20 protein-coding genes are annotated in these 18,681 nt (G+C 34.7%); 4 read left to right on the top strand and 16 right to left on the bottom strand.

The genetic code is table 11. The features are described from left to right. Positions 1 to 6: 6 nt before the first annotated feature. The 10 genes from Q1A01_RS06830 to Q1A01_RS06785 all read right to left on the bottom strand — a co-directional run bounded on the left by Q1A01_RS06830 (position 7) and on the right by Q1A01_RS06785 (position 10,212). The gene (locus Q1A01_RS06830; RefSeq protein WP_299677945.1) at positions 7 to 1,761 is read right to left on the bottom strand and encodes a hypothetical protein; all 1,755 of its coding nucleotides are present in this window, start codon (positions 1,759 to 1,761) and stop codon (positions 7 to 9) included. 196 nt (positions 1,762 to 1,957) lie between these two features. Continuing rightward, positions 1,958 to 2,386 (bottom strand): hypothetical protein, encoded by a 429-nt coding sequence (locus Q1A01_RS06825; protein WP_299677942.1) that lies wholly within the window; start codon positions 2,384 to 2,386, stop codon positions 1,958 to 1,960. Positions 2,387 to 2,489: 103 nt separating this feature from the next. Beyond that, positions 2,490 to 2,981: a hypothetical protein gene (locus tag Q1A01_RS06820; RefSeq protein ID WP_299677939.1), complete on the bottom strand. Its 492-nt coding sequence runs from the start codon at positions 2,979 to 2,981 to the stop codon at positions 2,490 to 2,492. 37 nt (positions 2,982 to 3,018) lie between these two features. Continuing rightward, positions 3,019 to 3,648: a class I SAM-dependent methyltransferase gene (locus tag Q1A01_RS06815; protein WP_299677936.1), complete on the bottom strand. Its 630-nt coding sequence runs from the start codon at positions 3,646 to 3,648 to the stop codon at positions 3,019 to 3,021. A 7-nt stretch (positions 3,649 to 3,655) separates the two neighbouring features. Then, positions 3,656 to 5,410, bottom strand: coding sequence for a glycoside hydrolase family 9 protein (locus tag Q1A01_RS06810; RefSeq protein ID WP_299677933.1), 1,755 nt, complete (start codon positions 5,408 to 5,410; stop codon positions 3,656 to 3,658). Between the two features lie 319 nt (positions 5,411 to 5,729). After that, positions 5,730 to 6,143 (bottom strand): hypothetical protein, encoded by a 414-nt coding sequence (locus Q1A01_RS06805; RefSeq protein ID WP_299677930.1) that lies wholly within the window; start codon positions 6,141 to 6,143, stop codon positions 5,730 to 5,732. Between the two features lie 181 nt (positions 6,144 to 6,324). Then, positions 6,325 to 8,292 carry an endonuclease gene (locus Q1A01_RS06800; RefSeq protein ID WP_299677927.1) on the bottom strand — a complete coding sequence of 656 codons (1,968 nt, stop codon included), beginning with the start codon at positions 8,290 to 8,292 and terminating at the stop codon, positions 6,325 to 6,327. 72 nt (positions 8,293 to 8,364) lie between these two features. Beyond that, on the bottom strand, positions 8,365 to 9,429 hold the full coding sequence (locus tag Q1A01_RS06795; protein ID WP_299677924.1) for an NAD(P)/FAD-dependent oxidoreductase: 1,065 nt from the start codon (positions 9,427 to 9,429) through the stop codon (positions 8,365 to 8,367). Between the two features lie 9 nt (positions 9,430 to 9,438). Further along, positions 9,439 to 9,885 carry a GNAT family N-acetyltransferase gene (locus Q1A01_RS06790; protein ID WP_299677921.1) on the bottom strand — a complete coding sequence of 149 codons (447 nt, stop codon included), beginning with the start codon at positions 9,883 to 9,885 and terminating at the stop codon, positions 9,439 to 9,441. Positions 9,886 to 9,894: 9 nt separating this feature from the next. Next, positions 9,895 to 10,212 carry a heavy metal-binding domain-containing protein gene (locus Q1A01_RS06785; protein ID WP_299677918.1) on the bottom strand — a complete coding sequence of 106 codons (318 nt, stop codon included), beginning with the start codon at positions 10,210 to 10,212 and terminating at the stop codon, positions 9,895 to 9,897. A gap of 401 nt (positions 10,213 to 10,613) precedes the next feature. Here Q1A01_RS06785 and Q1A01_RS06780 point away from each other — a divergent pair, with 401 nt between their 5' ends. From Q1A01_RS06780 to Q1A01_RS06765, 4 genes are read left to right on the top strand one after another with little or no spacing between them, the layout of a single operon-like run. Next, complete coding sequence (locus Q1A01_RS06780; RefSeq protein ID WP_299677915.1) at positions 10,614 to 11,123, top strand: sigma-70 family RNA polymerase sigma factor; 510 nt, start codon at positions 10,614 to 10,616, stop codon at positions 11,121 to 11,123. Continuing rightward, entirely contained in the window at positions 11,110 to 11,559 is a 450-nt protein-coding gene (locus Q1A01_RS06775; protein WP_299677912.1) for a hypothetical protein, read from the top strand. The genes Q1A01_RS06780 and Q1A01_RS06775 overlap by 14 nt, the downstream gene beginning before the upstream one ends. Before the next feature lie 11 nt (positions 11,560 to 11,570). Continuing rightward, a complete protein-coding gene (locus Q1A01_RS06770; protein WP_299677909.1) occupies positions 11,571 to 12,107 on the top strand; it encodes a DUF4252 domain-containing protein in 537 nt (178 codons plus the stop codon). A 3-nt stretch (positions 12,108 to 12,110) separates the two neighbouring features. Continuing rightward, positions 12,111 to 12,659, top strand: a complete 549-nt coding sequence (locus Q1A01_RS06765) for a DUF4252 domain-containing protein (protein ID WP_299677906.1) — start codon at positions 12,111 to 12,113, stop codon at positions 12,657 to 12,659. 173 nt (positions 12,660 to 12,832) lie between these two features. On the opposite strand, the gene Q1A01_RS23885 is transcribed toward Q1A01_RS06765, so the two are convergent. The 6 genes from Q1A01_RS23885 to Q1A01_RS06740 form a co-directional block, all read right to left on the bottom strand. Continuing rightward, a complete protein-coding gene (locus Q1A01_RS23885; RefSeq protein WP_366520087.1) occupies positions 12,833 to 13,003 on the bottom strand; it encodes a class I lanthipeptide in 171 nt (56 codons plus the stop codon). 163 nt (positions 13,004 to 13,166) lie between these two features. Further along, positions 13,167 to 13,538, bottom strand: a complete 372-nt coding sequence (locus tag Q1A01_RS06760) for a DoxX family protein (protein WP_299677903.1) — start codon at positions 13,536 to 13,538, stop codon at positions 13,167 to 13,169. A gap of 189 nt (positions 13,539 to 13,727) precedes the next feature. Next, positions 13,728 to 15,428, bottom strand: a complete 1,701-nt coding sequence (locus tag Q1A01_RS06755) for a T9SS type A sorting domain-containing protein (RefSeq protein WP_299677901.1) — start codon at positions 15,426 to 15,428, stop codon at positions 13,728 to 13,730. Between the two features lie 603 nt (positions 15,429 to 16,031). Beyond that, a complete protein-coding gene (locus tag Q1A01_RS06750) occupies positions 16,032 to 17,693 on the bottom strand; it encodes a SulP family inorganic anion transporter (RefSeq protein ID WP_299677898.1) in 1,662 nt (553 codons plus the stop codon). Between the two features lie 329 nt (positions 17,694 to 18,022). Continuing rightward, complete coding sequence (locus tag Q1A01_RS06745; RefSeq protein ID WP_299677895.1) at positions 18,023 to 18,199, bottom strand: hypothetical protein; 177 nt, start codon at positions 18,197 to 18,199, stop codon at positions 18,023 to 18,025. Between the two features lie 72 nt (positions 18,200 to 18,271). After that, positions 18,272 to 18,652 (bottom strand): hypothetical protein, encoded by a 381-nt coding sequence (locus tag Q1A01_RS06740; protein WP_299677892.1) that lies wholly within the window; start codon positions 18,650 to 18,652, stop codon positions 18,272 to 18,274. Positions 18,653 to 18,681 lie beyond the last annotated feature (29 nt).

Here is an 18,681-nt window from a genome sequence, read left to right as displayed (position 1 = left end):
GTTATTTTAAAAATCTCGTATCATATGTACAGCACCATCTATAGTATGTGTAACATTCTGTTCATCTAGATAAATTCCTGAAAAATTTGCATCTATATATTCTCCTACACCTCCAAATGCGGTTATAGTATACGTAATATTAATAGGATCATTTTGATTGATTTCATCTCCATTTATATCATTTAATATAATTTGCTCTATAGGTGTATTAACAGTAACACTACTATCTAAAATAAAAGCAATAGAACCATTTTGACTACTTGCATTCACTAGAATATTAAATAAGGATACTTCATATGTAACATTACTTGCATGTAATATAGGTGGGTTGTTATCAATTTGATAGGTAATAAATTCAGTGATATCATTACACGATATTATATTTGCAAGATTTGTAACTGGTGAAGTTGTTGTATAATTGATCTCACCACTTGTTTGCATAGCATTAGAATCTATAGCTTCTATGGTAAACATAGCTTCATTCTCACAGCTTATAAAACTAATGGTGTATGTTCCATCTGTAACGGCATCTATATACGTTTCGTCATCATAAGTTAATAGCACATATCCATTTGTTATAGGGTCGCCATTACAGGTCGTAAATGTCCCAGTAACAGTTTCAACATTATTATATGTTGGTGTAATATTTATGGTAGTATTTTCTGTTAGAGGAGGTATATTTTCCGAAAATGAAATAAGTTCTCCACTACAATAGAATTGTCCACTTAGTAGTAGTGCTTCATTACTTGGAACAAAACCGCATGCAACTCCTAGTGAATTTGTGACTCCATTTTGTGTGCCAAAGTTTTGGCTTGTAACCTCTAATAAAATATTTGATATGGGTTCAGCTGTCTCAGTAGTTAAATAGACACATAAGATTACGGATTCTGCAGGGATATCACAATTCCAGAAAGAGAAATGAGTGACTGTTCCTACATATTCTGATCCTATCAATGTTGCTTCACCGTCTTCTATCCAGTATCCACCATCTTCATCAAAATACCAAAGAGGGATAGTGCTAGGAGCTGTACTTAACAAAGAAGCATCTACAGGTACTCTAATCTCTGCTGAAGTGCCATCGGCTAGATTTAAATCTTCTCCATTTGCGCCTCTTAATTCTACAGCGAGCATTCCTAATGTTTGTAGCAAGCGTTCTTCTCCATTGGCATTGGCAGCATACAACATACCGGGCATCTGCTCATTTACTTCTGGATTTGTTGGGTCTAAATGATGTAAAATCACATCAACAGTTCCTTGGTAAGGACTTCCGTCTTCTTTCACATAATCACCGTTTAGCGTCACCGAAGCACCATTACTTAGACTTATAGTTTCAGAAGTACCGCTACTAGTTGTACCCGCTATCGTCTCTTCAAGTAACATAATGGTCACTTTATTTATACCTTCAGTTGGAACTAATGAACGAGAACCATGTATATACCCATTTTTAAATGTTTTTACATACGCAAACCGCTCATTAACTGTGACATCATTAAGAATGAAAACTCCGTTGCTGTCAGTTGTCGTAGCGCTGCTACCTATGGTAATTTGAACCCCATCAATAGGTTGTCGATTACTGTTTATAATTGTTCCTATAAAAGAACGTGTGATTTCTGCTCCAAAGTTATCTGAAAAGCCTTCAAGAGAAGGTGTATCAATGGTTGGTGATATTACTTCAGGATCTATAATAGTATCATCCCTTTCACAGGCTATCGCTGTAATAATGAAGACGAAAAATACTAGTTTTTTGAGTTGTTGTATCATATAATTATGTGTCTTTGTTAATGTTAGCGTATATACATTAAGAAGACTTTAAATTATATGAAGGGTTGCGTTTGTTGTAAATAAAAACGTTATTGGAGGAATATTATGCCTATTAGTTTACGCTACATATTAGGTATGACACAAGGGATAAATTCCTTATTATTTCGATAAAGAATAGGATTAAATATACTTGAAATTACTCCTCTAGATATAACTGTAATCCTTTAATAGAAGAGGTTTCTGAAGTATAAAATCGAATCGATGGGGTATGATCTTTTTTTGATTTATTCTTTAATGACTTTATATAAACTCGTGCCTTAGACTTATTTAAATTGATGGTATGATTTATATCAATATCAGTCTCTCTTGTATTGAATATTATTACTTTTTTAGACGCTGTCCATGTTCCTTTACCGTAAAAATGTTCCTCTACGCATTGATGACAATTCAAATCTCTATAAAAATGATATAAAAATGTACCATCGTCTCTCAACGAAAGAGTCCATTCAAGGATTTCTCCTTTTTTTGTTTTCGTTTTTTTAGTGTATTCTCCTGAATAGGTAGTTGTTTGTGTAGATGGTAAAATGGTACTGGTAAACAGTAGTAAAGTAATAATTGACTTCATAAAGTGATGGTTATAGTGATGTTATATCACACGCACCAATAATTAAGCCAAACCTAAAAGAAATGTTAAATTCTAGTTTTCTAACAATGTTCTAATCTTAGAATTATAATTGTTTTGATATTATTACTTTTTTCACATACTTGGTATATGCTTCTTTTTTAGATGCCTTAGAATTTTCTGGACTATATACTATAATACCATATGGTTTATTTTTTATGAGTATTTCTACAATTTCTTCTACGGTAGCTTTTTCTTCGGTATACAGCATGGCTATATATGTTACATACGCATCTATATGTTGTTTATGTTTTTGTGCTTTAGCTATCGTTTTTTTATCGTTATTAATGATCTTGTTGCGTTGTCTATTGGTAAGATTCTCAGTAAGATAAAACGCATCTACGTTTACTTTTGATATTTGTGAAGGAACTACCTTACCCGTTTTTTTACAATATGCACAGGCTCCAGGAGCCCAATATAATTGTTTTTCTAATCGAATGATATCGGCTTCATCTACATGTCCTTTCCCCAAACATCTTGGACATTCAATTTTAGGAGTTTGATTTTTTTTACCAAATAAATTTTTAAAAATACTCATTGTTTAATTATTGTTTCAGCAATCATATTTATTAGAATTACTTTTGAAGGATAAGTATGGTATGTATTTCGGTAGTATCATTTTTCTTTTTGTAAGATGCTTCAAGATGCCTTTTGATTTTAAACTTTTGTGATGATACTACTTTTTTAATATCATCTATATTGTGGTAGTAAAAATAAGCGCGATCTCCAGAACTACCTGTTATAAATCCTGAATCTTTATCATCACCAGCGACGAAGCTAACATATAAAGTCCCATTTGTATGAAGTTTTAGGTATGTATCTTGAAAAATCTTTTTCGTTTCTTCTTTTGATATATAAGGAAGTGTAAAACCTATAATAATTCCATGAAAGTAGCCTTCTAGAGTATCTAGTTGTCTTATATCTAATAATTGAAACGTAGCGCTGGGTACATTTTTCTGAGCCAAAGCTATCATGTTAGGTGCTATATCTGTAACAAGTATCTTATAGCTAGGTTGTTGTTTAGATAGATATCTAGTTATATTTCCTGGCCCACAACCTATTTCAAGTATAGAAGCATCTTTCCTACCTATAAACTCACAAAACTGATCATAGGACTCATTGTATATATCAAGATCCATAAAAACTTCTTCATACTGTTTTGCAACACGATTCCAAGTTTCATAGGTTTCTTGATCCTTATCCATGAGATACTTATTTACTTTCTTGCTCTAGAAACCCTAAAACATACACCGCAGCCGAGTTCCAATTTAAGCAAATCTCATTACTCGCATAGCTTGGTGTTTGATCTACCCATGAATTCATAGGAAATGTCTGTTCAGGATAGGTAACATCGTTACGATCTTGTTTTGAGTAATTAGGTCCACCAGAAATAAAACCAGGAACAGGGGTTTCTATACCATCTCCAGCACTTTGTCTATGATGAATATGAAGAGGTGTTTTATCACCATGTCCCGTGATAAAACTATATCCAATGGCATTTTTACCAAGCACATAATCTGTAATTTCCTGAACAGCAACTAAGTATTCTGGTTTTTTAGTGATGCGATACGCTTGTGCGATAATCATAGCAGCATTTAGGACATCACTATTAGAACCCCAGTTAAATACAGTAACGGGTTGGAAATAGTCATTCGTAGCTGTGATAGCAACTAACTGATCTGCCGCTTGCACAATATTGTTTTTTAGAATATTCACAAATTCAACATCTTTAGATTGATCTATCAGAGCAAAAGCACCAATATATTTCATATAGTTTGTCCAGCTTCCGCCAGTATATCGGTTGAGTTTGATAGGGTTTTGTTTAAAATACGTTTCGTATTCTTCTTCTCCCGTACTTAGAGATAACTCGGTAGCTGCCCAGAACCATTCTTCAGAAAAGTTGCCATCTCCGTATTCTCCAGTGACGATATCTTCAGGATTTGAAAACGCAATCGCAGGATTTGATTTAGACCATTCCCAAGCTTTTTTCGCGGAAGCGAGACACTTATTTGCATATGCAGGATTGATTTCTTTAAAAAGTCGATATCCTTTTGCAGCTACAGCAGCAAAATCAAGACTTGGCGCAGTTCCTTTTCCTATAATAAAACGTTCTTCTTGTCCTTTTTCGGGCAATGTCATACCTGTAAAACGCTTGGTTGTCAATTTAAAGAATACACCACCATCATCATCTTGCATCGTTAATAACCAATCGAGTTCATACTTAAACTCGTCTAGAATATCAGGAGTATCATTACCACTTTCAGGGATATTTAGACTTGCATCAGGAAGTACCGTTGGGTACTGTTCATATAATGTCATCATTTGCCCTAATGGAAATGCTCCATTAATCACATACTTTCCAAAATCACCAGCATCATACCAACCACCAGGAGCATCTTTCGTCCCTTCACGACCTGTGGAAGGATGAAATGTCACTCCTATATCTGGATGTCCTGCATTTCGAGCCCAAATACCAGCATGCTTTGCTTCTAAAGCAGTACTTGCTCGTTGGTAATACAAAGATTTGACACTTGCTGTAAAGGCATCAGATAGTACCTGTTCTTTTATTTCGAAAGGGTAGGAGTAGCCTATGTTTTCGATATATACACTATAATTTCCAGGGCTAGTAAAAGTAGAGAAATCAGCAATGCGAACGGTTTCGCCAGCAAGTTCCCAAGTATATTTTTCAGAAAGGGTTCCTTCAAATATAGATTCATGTGTTTGCTGATCAACGAGATAGAACGTAGTTGCTTGTGTTGTATCTGTAATAACAGCCTTTTTTGAAGCCTGTGGATAATATCCAACTTGATTAAGTCGGATGGCATTTGCTTTTGTTGTTGTGTATTTAGGTAAGGCTTCTTTACAAGAGCTTACAAACGTTAAAATGGCTAGTAGTAGTATGAAGTTTCTCATTTCATAAAGATACAGAATACGGGGTTTTATAACCGTTTTTAGTATCAATTTCATCGATAACGTTTTCGTTATGATTCTGATATGGTATACGCTTTATCGCTATGTTCTGCTTAAGGTTGTGAATTTTTCAGGTTCGCTTTATCATTTCATTCTCCCGTTGGTCGTGAATCTCACAAGCTAGATTTCGCGAAAGCGTATGCTATAGTTATAGTATTAATTTGTTGTGCATTTTGAGTAGTTTCATCGATTTTCCCCTAACTCTAAAGGGAATATCGATGAAATTTTTAATTCTTCCTTTAGGATGGAAGTGAAAAACTGAAAATTTCACTAGAAAACTAGAATAATCAACATCTAAATGCACCACGGCTTATTATTAATTTGTATGATGCTTTCTTATTTTTCCTTTAGCAATAATCTCATTTTTTGCATTAAAAGCATCATTTTGTCCTTTTCTCCATACACCATCTTGATATATAAGACTGAAGTACCGTATTCTTTCTGTAGGATGAGGAATGCTGATGTTTAAACAATCTCTTTCTGATGGTATATATTCAAAATCAAAAGTAGTCATGCTTGTATTTAACTGATGTAAAATGGCTTCCACAGTAATTCCATTATCTAAATCAGTTACTGGAGGTAAGATCTTACCCATTAAAAATCGTTCTCTCTGACCAAGATATTTTGTTAATTTCCAAGTATAATCAACTGGCATTTCCCTTGTGTTTTTAGGACGTCTGTTTATGCCTGTACATGAACAAAATAGATAGGTGTTGCCTGGTGTACACATGTAGTTAAATTTTAAAAGAAATGTACATAAATAATTTGTAATATATACTGATATACGCCCCTCAAGGTTGTGAATCTGTCTGCCGGCTGGAAGGTCTCACTGATTCGCTTTATCATTTCATTCTCCTGTTGGTCGTGAATCTCACAGGTTCGCTTTCGCGAAAGCGTATATAATCATAAAACTATTCTACCACCAAGCGCAATGTCTGAATACCTTCTTGGGTTGTTACTTGTACCAAATAGATCCCCGTTGATAATGTAAGCGGAATCCGAGTTGTGTTATCAATAAGAGCTGTATGTACTTTTTGTCCTGTAAGTGTATAGATATTAACTTCCCCAGAAAGATTAGGCGTTTCTAGCGTGAGTATATCTTTCGCAGGGTTTGGATACATACGAATATTGGACGTTGTAAATGATTCTGTACTTAATGGTAAATTATATACTTCACCAGCATTTTCTCCCCAAATAAATTCTGCAAGATCTGGAAGATCTATAAATGGATTACGGTTGAATTGCCACGTATATACTACATTATTCCTATTCAGCTCATAGTCATCAGCAGGATCGTTACGATACCAATCTAATAAGATGTCTAAATCACCTAATGCTCCCACGGTACTATTATCTGGATTTCCAGCAATGACTTCTAAACCATTATAACGTATGGTTAAAAAGAAGATTCCTCTTGCCACATCTCCTTGCCAACTACCTTGAGTATTTTCAGGCCCGCTATATTCTCCGTAATCTGAGTTTCCACGTGCACTATTTTCAGGGCCATCTGTTGCTCGTAAACCATGTGCATCACTATTAGCATGACGTAAAGAATCTGCTTCGGTAGTAAAAAAGATATCGATACCGTCTGCAATTTCATCTAAGTCTATATCATCAAACCCTCCACGAGACCTAGGGTAGGTATGTTCTCTATTCCAAAGCCCTACATTACTTCCACCAGAGGTTTGAAAGTCTAATTTAGGACGTTGTTGTTCGGTGTATAATAACCATACTTGGTTACTATTTAGTGGACTTTGATCTGCTTCGTTTAAAATATCAATGACATCTGTATAGGTTTGTGCTCTTACAATATCAGGATCTGCAATAATATCTTGAATGGCTTGTACAAGTTCGTCGCCTGCAAGTCCATCAATACTATCATAGTATCCTTCGGGTTGTGTACTTTCTACTTGATCAAAAGTTGGGTTTAATGGTGTTCCCCAAGGAGCAACTGTAAAATCATTATCGATTACTCGTATTTGGTTGTTATCATTTAATCGGCTAAAAGTATCTGGAAGTTCACCAAAAGTGATTTGTAATATTTCATCGCCTTCATCATCAGTATCGTCTATAAGCTGAATGGTTGTTGTGGCTGTATTTTCTCCATTAGGAATTGTAATCATGGTAACACCTGTAAAATCAGATGTGTTAAAGGTTCCATTAGAAAGGGAGATGTCAAAGCTAAGTGTTTCTGTAACGTTTTCTTGTGTGGTAAATACAATATCAAAGCTATCTCCTTCTTCATATTGATCACTTGAGGTTGTAAATCCAATTCCATTTATAAATTCACCAGACCCATCATTTAAAACTCCAGGGGTAGGAGTGGCTACAAAATACGTTCCGTCATTATCACGCTGTATTGATTCTGTTGTTTGATTTCCATTTTCTCCTTCGTTGATTTGCTCTGTGAGTCCTAATAGCCCTAACAAAACCGTATCATCTGCATCATTTGTATCATGTGCTAATGCATCTACTAGATTTGTTGTTGTAGCAAGTGTTCCATCAGGAAAATCGGAGGCATTTCCTTGATAAATAGCAACAGCATCTGCGCCATTTTGTATCGTACTGTCAAATAAGATAAAATCTCCTATAGGCGAAACATCGTTATTAGACATTAGGAATATTCCATTAATATCTGTGGTAAATCCATCGAGATCTAAAGAAAAATAACTAGAATCGTTTCCACTGGTAGATCCATTGAATAGCACAAGAACAAAACCATCTAAGGACATTTCTGGAGTATCTGATTTTAATTCTATAAACTCCATGGTATCTGTACTTGGAGTGTCTGAATCTAATTCATTAATAACAATTTGTGCTTGAGTAGTATACGTGCATAATACTAAACAAGCACTTAAGATAAGTTGATAAGTGCGCATAGTGCAAAGATACACCGATTATTGCATCCAGATATGAACATATAGTTATGTTTTATACACAACCCAAAAGTACTAAAGGCTCACTTCTTTGAACATATGTTCATAACATTGTTGTGCACTTTGCACAGCACCTTCCATATAACCGCCATAATAAGTGGCTGTTTCTGATCCGGCAATATAGAATCGATTCTCATAATGTGTTTCTTGATAACATGCTTGCCCATTGTTCTGATGGGGCAAGACATAATTTTCATAGGGAGCATAGGTAAATGGCTGTTTTTGCCATACGGTTTCTTCGTAGGCAATATACTCCAATGCTTTTTCTCCAAAGGTTCGTTTAAGTTGTGTACATACTTTTTCTTGACGTTGCTTCTTAGTAATCGTAGATAAATTACTATTTAAAAAGCCTTTTAACGCATACTTATTGGTTTCTAATGTACTGTGGTCATACATTTCTGTAATAGGCCCTATGTTACTAAATAGCGTTCCTGACCAATGGTGTTCTTTCCAGAATGGGGACGTATAGGAAATTCCAAACTTAATAGATTCCCCCATCCAAGTATGTGTTTTCTTTGCAATTGCTGTGATGTTCTCAGGGAGTTTAGGTGAACATTGTATGGAGGTAGCTAATAGGTTAGGAGGTAAGGTACTCACTACTTTTGATGCGGTATATACGTTGTCTTTTGTGTGTACTTCTATGGCATCTGGAGTAGCTTTTATAGTAGTGACGATTGTATGTAGATGAATATCTTCTTTTACTAAATCTTTTGCTAGTGTATGTATTAATGCACTACTTCCGCCTTGTATTCTGTAACTAGGGCTTTCATTGGGAGGTAGTTGTACTTCTTGTGCTGCTTGCATGGGTACAGGTTCATACCAAGCAGTGCCTTCTGTATATTGAGGATATATAGGAATGTCTAATTCTTTTAGCAAACGAACCAATGCAGTATGTTGCTGTCCTAACCAAGTAGCTCCCATTTCTATAGGGGTTTCTTTTGCAGAAAGAAAGGTGTGAATGCGTCCTCCTATACGATCTCTCGCTTCTAATATTATGAAAGGAATTTCTCGTTTTTTAAGACGATATGCAAGTAAAAGCCCTGTTAATCCAGCGCCAATAATGATGACTTTCTTTTTCATAGTTCAAATCTATAAAAGCTTTTCAAAACAGACACTGTTTTCTACGCCTATATATTGACCGTAATTAGGAATTTGATGATATCCATTTTTTTTATATAACGCAATGGCTTCTGGCTGCCTGATACCGGTTTCTAGTACACATCGTTGAAAATCTAGTTCTTTTGCCCACATTTCTAAATGTATTAAGATGCGTGTTGCTACACCTTTACCTCTATGTGTATTTGTAACATACATTCGTTTTACTTCTACAGTCGCATCATCATAGTTTTTTATAGCGCCACATCCTACCGCGTCAGATACATGGTATAAAACGATACAATGCTGTAATGAGTCAATACTATTAAACTGATGATAAAAAGTATGCTCATCACCATCTCTTTCAGTTAATTCAGCGTCTAAGAGATGTACTAATTCTATAAAGTCAGAATGCTGAGAGGTGGTTCTTTTACAAATCATAGATGATAATTATTGTACTCTTACAGCTGTTCCTACTACAGATACCATTGTAATTCCTGTAGTGCTCATCATTTCAATATCTATGGACACTCCAATAATTGCGTTGGCTTGTTTTTCTGAAGCTTTTGCTTTTAACTTTTCAAAGGCTTCCTCTTTAGCTTTATCGAGTCCGCTTTCATAATTTTCATAATACTTCTTGCTATTAAAGATGTCTTTAAAAGTCATTCCTTTTGTTCCATGATTTGACGTATACGTGGTCCCTACTATGATTCCTAAGTAATTAGTCACTTCTTTTCCGTCTATACTATTAGTTGTGGTTATGATCATATATATTGTTTTGCTTATTAGTGTTAGAATATATTAAGTTGTTACAGGAAAAAGGTGCTTGGTACGCTTTCGCGAAAGCGTATACTAATATTTATATATTGAATAATCTGTTGTGTATATTGAGTAATTCCATCAATTTTTTCCTAAGCCCAAAGTGAATATCGATGAAATTTTTGATTCTTCCTTTTAAGATTGAAGTAAAAAATAAAAAAATACTAGAAAATTAGAGTACTGAATATATAAATTCACCACGAGTTAAACATAAAACTATTATCTATAATAAACATACTTATTTTTGACAATGAATTTTTAAAATTTTACTTTTTCACAAAAAAAATAAAATTTGTTGTAACAAAATATAAAGGTACTCGTCTCCCTTATAACTAACCGAAATTAAATACATGGATCAAACTGCATTCATACAACTTGTAAATCCCTTTAAAGATAAAATATATCGTGTGGCCAAACGATTACTTATCTCTGAAGACGAAGCACAAGATGCAACTCAAGAAATTTTGTTGCGTTTGTGGACGCGTAGATCTAAAATGAAGCAATATAGAAGTGTTGAAGCATTTGCGATGACTATGACCAAAAATTATTGTTACGACTCATTAAAGGCAAAACGAAATAATAACCTTAGAATAGTACACAGTAATTATGAAGATCATTCTCGTAATACCGGAAGACAAATCGAAGCTTCAAACGAAGTAGAATGGGTATATAAGTTAATGAAAAATTTACCCGAACAACAGCAGTTAATTCTGCAGTTAAGAGATGTAGAGCAATTTGATAATTCAGAAATTGCAGCTATGTTAGAAATGAATGAAACAGCAGTTCGTGTTGCATTATCACGTGCTAGAAAAACCATAAGAGAAGCATTAATTAAAAAACAAAACTATGGAATCCAATAAAGTTGAGCAGTTACTGGAAGCCTATTTTGAGGGAGCAACTACACTTGCGCAAGAAAAGCAATTACGTATGTATTTTACAAGTGATCATGTAGCACCTCATTTGGAAAGTTATAGAGATATGTTTACGGCCTTTGCCTTTGCATCGCAAGAAACATATGATATCCCTATACATTTACCAAAACAAAAGAAGCCTGTGCTTCGTTGGATTTCTGGAGTGGCAGCCGTTGTAATACTAACTATAGGAATTACAACTCAAATAATTGAACCTGATAATTCTGATGCTGGAATTTATGTAGGAAACGTACCTCAAGAAGTAGGGGTCCTAAAAACCAAACAAGCATTAGGATTAATGGGGAAAATGTTTAGTGAAAGCACTGCACAGCTGGGTGCAGTAAATGAATTTAATACAACTACCAGCAACTTTTTTAAACAATAAAAAATATAAAAATGAAAAAAATAATTATCGCAGTAGTACTATTAGTATCGTCTATGACGATGGTTGCACAAAATCAATTTGATAAATTTGAATCTATGAAAGGAGTTTCATCTATGGTGATGAATCAAAAAATGTTTAAACTATTAAGTAAAGTAGATCTAAACTCATCAGATCCAGAAATGCAATCATACATAGAGCTGGTAAACAACCTGGAAAACGTAAAAATGTTTACGACTACAAAAGAAAACTTAGCATCACAGATGAATAGCACTATGAAGAGTTATATCTCTTCTGCTAATCTTGAAGAACTTTTAAGAGCTACAGATGATGGTAAGAATGTGAAATTCTATTACAAACCAGGAAGTAATGATGATTTTGTAAAAGAGTTTGTGATGTTTCTTAATGGAGATATAGATGGAGAAGATCGTACGGTATTTTTCCAAGTAACAGGAAACATAGATTTAAAACAAATATCAAAGTTGGCACAAGAGTTAAACTTTAAAGGAAGTGAAGCTCTTAAAGATGTAGACAAAGCAAAAAAAGGATAAATTATGAAAGGAATAGTAAAAATAATAACCATCGTTTTATTTGCTGGTATAAGCCTTACAAGTTGTAATAATGGCGAAACACTACAGGAGTATTACGTTGCAAATCAAGAAAACTCAGATTTTATTTTAGTTGATGTACCTACCAGTTTAATAAGTCAGGATACAAAAGCTTTAGATGAAGAGCAAAAAAGAGTTCTTAAAACAGTACGTAAGATTAATATCATGGCGTACCCTATGAAAGAAGACACGGGAGCCTCTTTTGAAACTGAAGTAGCAAAAGTATCAACGATATTGGCTAGTGATGATTATGAAGAATTAATGAAAGTTAATTCAGAAATGGGAAACATGAAACTTTACTTTAGAGGAGAAGAAGATGCAATAGATGAAGTAATTGTGTTTGCCTCACAAGATGAAAAAGGGTTTGTATTAGCTCGTTTATTAGGTAATGATATGAATATTGCAGATATGGCAAATCTTGCCAAGACCATCCAAGCAGGAGATATTGATGTATCTCAATTTGATGGAGTAATGGATGTTTTTAATCAGCAATAAATCATATGATCAGATATTAGATATCTGTATATTTTAGAATGTAAACAATAAAAACCTCGTTTGGCGACGAGGTTTTTTTATTTATTGTTAGGCAAATATCTCTATTTTAAATTTGTAAAAAGGAGTATGCTTTCTCTTTAATATGCATCCAATTTTACCCTCCCAAGTTAGCATTAACAATTTATAGTTTCTACGGTACACCCAATCATTCTAGTATTAGGAGAGTTACATAGCCCTAGACCTTCAACACTTCCGCCATAGACTCTTTTCATTTGTAATGATTCTAATTTCGAAATCATTTCTTTATTCAAAGTTAATTTACTGAGACTATTCTTTTTTTTCATAACGATAGATATGTATTTTATATTTTCTCAAATATAAAAATTATTAATAAGTATCATACTTTACGTCATAACAATCGATTTATATCATTTGACTGCTATTGAAAATTGAAATATAAGATAACTGAAGTTTTAGTATATCAGTATTATATACTACGTGTAAATTTTATTTCCTATCTAAAGATAATTTTCCAGCTCCCATAAGACCTATGGCTATAAAGGCAACTAAATAGAGTAACGCTTTTTCTTTTGTGCCTATAGGATCCGCTCCATGTACCATAAAAGCTGCAACAGCCATTGCAATAATAGGAGGGATGGTAGCGATACGGGTTTTTATTCCTACCAAAATAAGTACAGGACAAATTGCTTCAGCAATTACAATTAAAATAAGGGAGATCATACTTCCTAGTCCTATTGGATCAGGAAAATCAAAGTTTCCTTGAAGTAAGTTTAATAATTTTGGAAGACCATGTGTGAGCATTAATCCTGAAACACCTACACGTAGTATTAATAAACCTAAATCTGTATTCTTTGACATGTTTTAATTTTTTGGGGTTGAGCATATAAAGTTACTAAAAAGTATATATTCATCCATACTTCTATTTAAAACATCTTTCTATTTTTAACTACTAGTTAGTTCCAACTAAAAAAGGATATAATAATAAACCCCGCCAGAGGCGAGGTTTACTATTATAATCATAAATATATATTAGAAACTAGATCATGCTTATTTCTTAATAAACTTGATCACACTACTAGCATCTGTACTCTCTAAACGTAAGAAGTAAATACCTGTAGTTAAGTTTGAAATATCAATAGTTCTATTGACAGCGTTACTTGGGTCCATCGTAGTAACAATTCTACCTACCATATCAATAATTTGTGTTTTTTCTATAGAAACACCAGATGTGTTCGTAATATTTAACTCATTTTGAGCAGGATTAGGATAGATAGAAAGATCAATTCCTAATTCATTATCATCTGTACTAAGTACTTCTCCGTTAATAGCCCATATTAAAGAATTACGCATGATACGAGCTCCATCAGAAGTTGTATTCCAAAAATCATCACGTGCATCGATAGATGGTGGATAGAAATTAATAAAAACACGTCTTGTATTTGCAGGACCTACATTACTAGCTCTAATTAATAAAGGAGAACCATCTGTATATTCTGCAATAACAGTAGCTCCACTTGCGATAGTTCCACCAGTATTGTGGAAAGAAGAAGTCCCTCCATCAAAAGTAGATACTTCTGTAAGGATAGGATCTCCTGGCTCTAAAATAGTACCAAACCCTAAGTTAGTTCCTCCAGATTGTCCTGAATTTGAGTATAACTCATACTGCGTAAATCCACCGGTAACAGAAACATTAGGTGTAAAGGTAGCATCTACAACAGGTTTTCCAGAATCAATATAATCTTCAAGAACATCTCCTAAAGCTGCAGGATCTGCAGCACCTGCATCTGTAAATAAGAATACAGCGTCATAGTTTTGAAGTTGTGTAAGTGTAGGCGTACCGCTACCACTTTGGAATGTATCTACATTTAATGTACCTGTTTCTTCTAATTTGGCTCTTACGTCAAAAATCCAATCTGGATTACCAGGAGAAGCAACAACAAGTACAGATGGACCATCATTGAAAAAAGAAGTCCAACGTAACGCATTTGCCATAATTAAAGCACCATCAGAAGTTGTATTCCAGAAATCATCACGTGCATCGATAGATGGTGGATAAAAATTAAGGAAAGTACGTCTTGCACTTGCAGGACCTACATTTTCTTGAATGATGATAAAAGGATCAGTAGTTGTGTACTCTGCAATGACAGTAGCATCTGCAGCAATAGTTCCTCCAGTATTATGGAAAGAAGCCGTTCCTCCATCAAAAGAAGATACACCTTCTAAAATAGGATGGCTAGGCTCATTAATAGTTCCTATACCTAAATTTGCACCATTAGATTGTCCAGAAGCAGAGTATAGTTCATAAGCAGTAAACCCTCCAGTAATAGAAACGTTAGGTGTAAATGTAGCATCTACTACAGCACCACCTCCATCAATATATTGTGCTAAAACGTCTCCAAATCCCATAGGATCTGAAACGCCAGCATCTGTAAAAATTAATACAGCGTCATACGATTGAAGTTCTGCAAGTGTAGGTGTTCCAGCACCTGTTAAAAAAGTATCGGCAGCAACAAGACCAGTTCCGTCTAGTTTTGCTTCTACATCATCAATCCAATCAGCATTTCCAGGAGCTGCAGCAACTAATACAGAAGGTACTTCTGCGCCACGTGTATCTTCAACCCCATGGTTGTTTTGAATTCCTACCGGTAAATCATTTGAATTTTCTGTAGTACCTGTTCCTTGACCGAAACCTACGAAACTTGTTAAAACCGCAGCAAAAGCTACACTTTTGAAAGTAATTTTTTTCATAATTAATATTTGTTTTAGTGAGATATTATATGCAAATCTACATAAAAAAAACTTTTACTTGTACTTTTAATATAAAATAGGGGCATTTGCCCCTGTATGTAAATTACCTACAAATAGTAAATTATAATGACTCTGTGTGTGTTATGGATATATTTGTAAGATTTTTCGTATGTCAATTTTTCTAAGCGTTCTTAGAATATTACTTGAGGTAGCTTTAAACCCTTTATTTATGGGAATTTCAAGACAACTAATTAGTTGTCAATACAATATGCTTACTATTTACAAGTAGCAAGAAAAATCTTTTACTAATTATGGTTTTTACGTAACAAAAAAAATGGAGATAAATACTTAGTAGTAACATACTATTTTGTAAAGTCTGTAAGACGCATACAAAATAGATAGTTGAACCTGCCTCTGTCAGCAGACAGGCTAATCCCGCTTTTTCAACGAGATCTTGGTTTAATAATTTTTATGACTCTAATTATCTAGTAAAATTTTTAGTTTTATCTCAATCCTAAATGAAGAACTAAAAAAATCGTCGATATTCCCTTTAGTATCAGGAAAAAATCGATGAAATTACTCAAAATGCACAATAGCTTATATTTATACTTCTGTGTCTAATAAATCAGTGACCACATGATAACGAGGATCGTCGACAGCGGTTTCTATGACTTCATCAAATTTTGGATTTGCTTTTAAAAGTAATGCTTTACATTCTGGACTCAAGTGTGTAAGCTTTACTTGCTTTCCAGCATCTAAGTATTTATTTGCAATGCCACGTAAGGCTTCTATTCCAGAATGGTCATTAACACGTGATTCGATAAAATCGATTTCTATTTTATCAGGATCATTTTTTACATCAAATTTTGAATTGAAGTTTTGAATGGACCCAAAGAAGAGCGGTCCCCAGATTTCATATACTTTCGTTCCATCTTCTTTAGTACGCTTACGTGCACGAATCATCGTTGCATTTTTCCATGCAAATACTAAAGCACTCATGATAACCCCTGCAATAACAGCAACCGCTAGATCTTGCCACACAGTAATGGCAGATACAGCTATAAGCACAAAGGCATCTGCCAGTGGAATTTTATTTAGGATTCTAAAACTTGACCATGCAAAAGTTCCTATCACTACCATAAACATAACACCTACCAATGCTGCAATTGGAATTTGCTCGATAAGAGGCGCTCCAAATAAGATAAAACATAAAAGAGCAACAGCGGCAACAGCTCCAGAAAGACGACCACGTCCGCCAGAGTTTACATTGATAATAGATTGACCAATCATAGCACAACCACCCATTCCTCCAAAGAGACCGTTTAAGATATTGGCACTTCCTTGTGCTACACATTCGCGATTTCCGCTACCACGTGTTTCTGTCATATCATCAATTAGGTTGAGTGTCATTAAGGACTCTATCAATCCTACAGCCGCCAATATAGAAGCGGTAGAAAGAATGAGCCATTTATTAGCGATAATGGTATCTAATACAACCGAATCAAAGATTTGAAATTGAAAAGTAGGTAAACCACCTTCTAATCCTGCACCATCAGAGCTCCCTTCTCGAATAAAAGATCCAACAGTACTCATATCTAAATCTCCAAAAATAACAATAGCCGCAACGACTACAATTGCAACAAGTGCCGCAGGTACTGCTTTTGTGATTTTAGGTAAGAAATACATAATTGCCATGGTTAATGCCACAAAGCCTAACATGATCCAAAACGTACCATTAGAAAATAAGGCAGAAAACCAATCCCCAGTAGCTCCTGTAAATGAAATATTTTCAGTACCTAAACTTGGAAATAATTTTAATTGTGAAAGGAAGATAACAATCGCAAGCCCATTTACAAACCCCATCATCACAGGATGTGGAATCAAACGAACAAACTTACCAAGTCTAAAAATTCCAGCTGTTATTTGAATAGCTCCCACAAAGAGTAGCGTAATAAATAACCATTGCAATCCTAAGTTTTCAATAGGAGTTGCTAATGCATCACCCACTTCATTTCCTTTTTGGATCATATGCACCATTACAACTGCCATGGCACCTGTAGCCCCAGAAATCATTCCTGGACGCCCTCCAAAAAGTGCCGTGATAATTCCCATCATAAACGCACCGTAAAGACCTACTAATGGCGGAATTTCAGCCACAAAGGCAAATGCCACTGCTTCTGGCACCAATGCTAATGCTACGGTAAGTCCAGAAAGAATATCATCTTTAGGATTGAATGTGAAATTTTTAAATATGCGTTGTATCATCTTCCAATTTTAAGCCTGCAAAGATATAGTATTCTTCCACCATGCCCTAATGCAAGGATTTGTTTTTACGATAGCGTTTTCGATGCTATTTTACTGTTTCTATGTACGCTTTCGCGAAAGCGTGTAAAGGAGCATATAACACAGCATTTTTTTGAGAACCCCAAATATAATAGACTAGTACGCTATTTTCTTAGTTTTTAGATACGGTAATTTCGATACATTTTCGCCTATCGCGAAAACATTCAATCACCTGACATATAGTTTTTCACTTTTCACAGTTAGTGACTGAGTGATTTCGAAGCATGAGAAATTGTATCGAAGTCACCTGATTACATAATATATTCTTGCTCATCCTCTTCGTCATCTTCTTCTTTCGTATCTACCTGTTCTTGTAGGTTTTTTGGAAGATTGTCTTTGTATGCAAATTTCATAGGTATCGGAATAGCGGCGGCTACAGCCACCATTAGTATAAGCGCTACTAAGCGCAGAAAACGTTTAAATTTCATTAAATTAATGTTGGTACGCTAGGCATAGCGTAAGATGATACAATAGATGTGTACGTTGAAGTTGTCTAGAAATTAAGACAAATGCTGACTACGATCTGTATCATCAGATAGAGGAGTACGTTGTGGTAAACGTACTATGAAGGAAGGTTTTGTATTTAAAAAAGCTTCTTGCTGTACTGTCATTTGATGGAAGATGATATGCTGTTGTACCTCTAAGAAGCGTGTAAATGAAAATATAGCATACGCCGATGTATACCCTGCTGCATGTATAGCTTTAACCACCTTCGTATAAGATACCGTATGCGGTTTCCTGACTGAAGTATAGGTCTCCACCAACTCCACAGGAACTACAGCTGTAGTTTGTTCCTGTGTTTCATACCCAAACGCCAGCGAAATCCCTATGAACAACCATAGTGATACTAGTTTGTGTATAAAATGTTGTTGCTTATGCATAGCGTAAAGATAAGGTTATTTAATAAAAA

Origin of the sequence: uncultured Dokdonia sp. (genome assembly GCF_947492815.1) — a bacterium.
Taxonomy (GTDB): Bacteria; Bacteroidota; Bacteroidia; order Flavobacteriales; family Flavobacteriaceae; genus Dokdonia.
This window is presented reverse-complemented; position numbering and strand designations above follow the sequence as displayed.

What these genes read in the sequence shown, in the direction of transcription:
- Q1A01_RS06765 (WP_299677906.1), top strand. Translation starts at nt 12,111, where the DNA reads ATGAAAGGAATAGTAAAAATAATAACCATCGTTTTATTTGCTGGTATA.
- Q1A01_RS06760 (WP_299677903.1), bottom strand. Translation starts at nt 13,538, where the DNA reads ATGTCAAAGAATACAGATTTAGGTTTATTAATACTACGTGTAGGTGTT.
- Q1A01_RS06795 (WP_299677924.1), bottom strand. Translation starts at nt 9,429, where the DNA reads ATGAAAAAGAAAGTCATCATTATTGGCGCTGGATTAACAGGGCTTTTA.
- Q1A01_RS06770 (WP_299677909.1), top strand. Translation starts at nt 11,571, where the DNA reads ATGAAAAAAATAATTATCGCAGTAGTACTATTAGTATCGTCTATGACG.
- Q1A01_RS06790 (WP_299677921.1), bottom strand. Translation starts at nt 9,885, where the DNA reads ATGATTTGTAAAAGAACCACCTCTCAGCATTCTGACTTTATAGAATTA.
- Q1A01_RS06740 (WP_299677892.1), bottom strand. Translation starts at nt 18,652, where the DNA reads ATGCATAAGCAACAACATTTTATACACAAACTAGTATCACTATGGTTG.
- Q1A01_RS06815 (WP_299677936.1), bottom strand. Translation starts at nt 3,648, where the DNA reads ATGGATAAGGATCAAGAAACCTATGAAACTTGGAATCGTGTTGCAAAA.
- Q1A01_RS06785 (WP_299677918.1), bottom strand. Translation starts at nt 10,212, where the DNA reads ATGATCATAACCACAACTAATAGTATAGACGGAAAAGAAGTGACTAAT.
- Q1A01_RS06820 (WP_299677939.1), bottom strand. Translation starts at nt 2,981, where the DNA reads ATGAGTATTTTTAAAAATTTATTTGGTAAAAAAAATCAAACTCCTAAA.
- Q1A01_RS06805 (WP_299677930.1), bottom strand. Translation starts at nt 6,143, where the DNA reads ATGTGTACACCAGGCAACACCTATCTATTTTGTTCATGTACAGGCATA.
- Q1A01_RS06750 (WP_299677898.1), bottom strand. Translation starts at nt 17,693, where the DNA reads ATGATACAACGCATATTTAAAAATTTCACATTCAATCCTAAAGATGAT.
- Q1A01_RS06755 (WP_299677901.1), bottom strand. Translation starts at nt 15,428, where the DNA reads ATGAAAAAAATTACTTTCAAAAGTGTAGCTTTTGCTGCGGTTTTAACA.
- Q1A01_RS23885 (WP_366520087.1), bottom strand. Translation starts at nt 13,003, where the DNA reads ATGAAAAAAAAGAATAGTCTCAGTAAATTAACTTTGAATAAAGAAATG.
- Q1A01_RS06825 (WP_299677942.1), bottom strand. Translation starts at nt 2,386, where the DNA reads ATGAAGTCAATTATTACTTTACTACTGTTTACCAGTACCATTTTACCA.
- Q1A01_RS06745 (WP_299677895.1), bottom strand. Translation starts at nt 18,199, where the DNA reads ATGAAATTTAAACGTTTTCTGCGCTTAGTAGCGCTTATACTAATGGTG.
- Q1A01_RS06775 (WP_299677912.1), top strand. Translation starts at nt 11,110, where the DNA reads ATGGAATCCAATAAAGTTGAGCAGTTACTGGAAGCCTATTTTGAGGGA.
- Q1A01_RS06800 (WP_299677927.1), bottom strand. Translation starts at nt 8,292, where the DNA reads ATGCGCACTTATCAACTTATCTTAAGTGCTTGTTTAGTATTATGCACG.
- Q1A01_RS06810 (WP_299677933.1), bottom strand. Translation starts at nt 5,410, where the DNA reads ATGAAATTGATACTAAAAACGGTTATAAAACCCCGTATTCTGTATCTT.
- Q1A01_RS06780 (WP_299677915.1), top strand. Translation starts at nt 10,614, where the DNA reads ATGGATCAAACTGCATTCATACAACTTGTAAATCCCTTTAAAGATAAA.
- Q1A01_RS06830 (WP_299677945.1), bottom strand. Translation starts at nt 1,761, where the DNA reads ATGATACAACAACTCAAAAAACTAGTATTTTTCGTCTTCATTATTACA.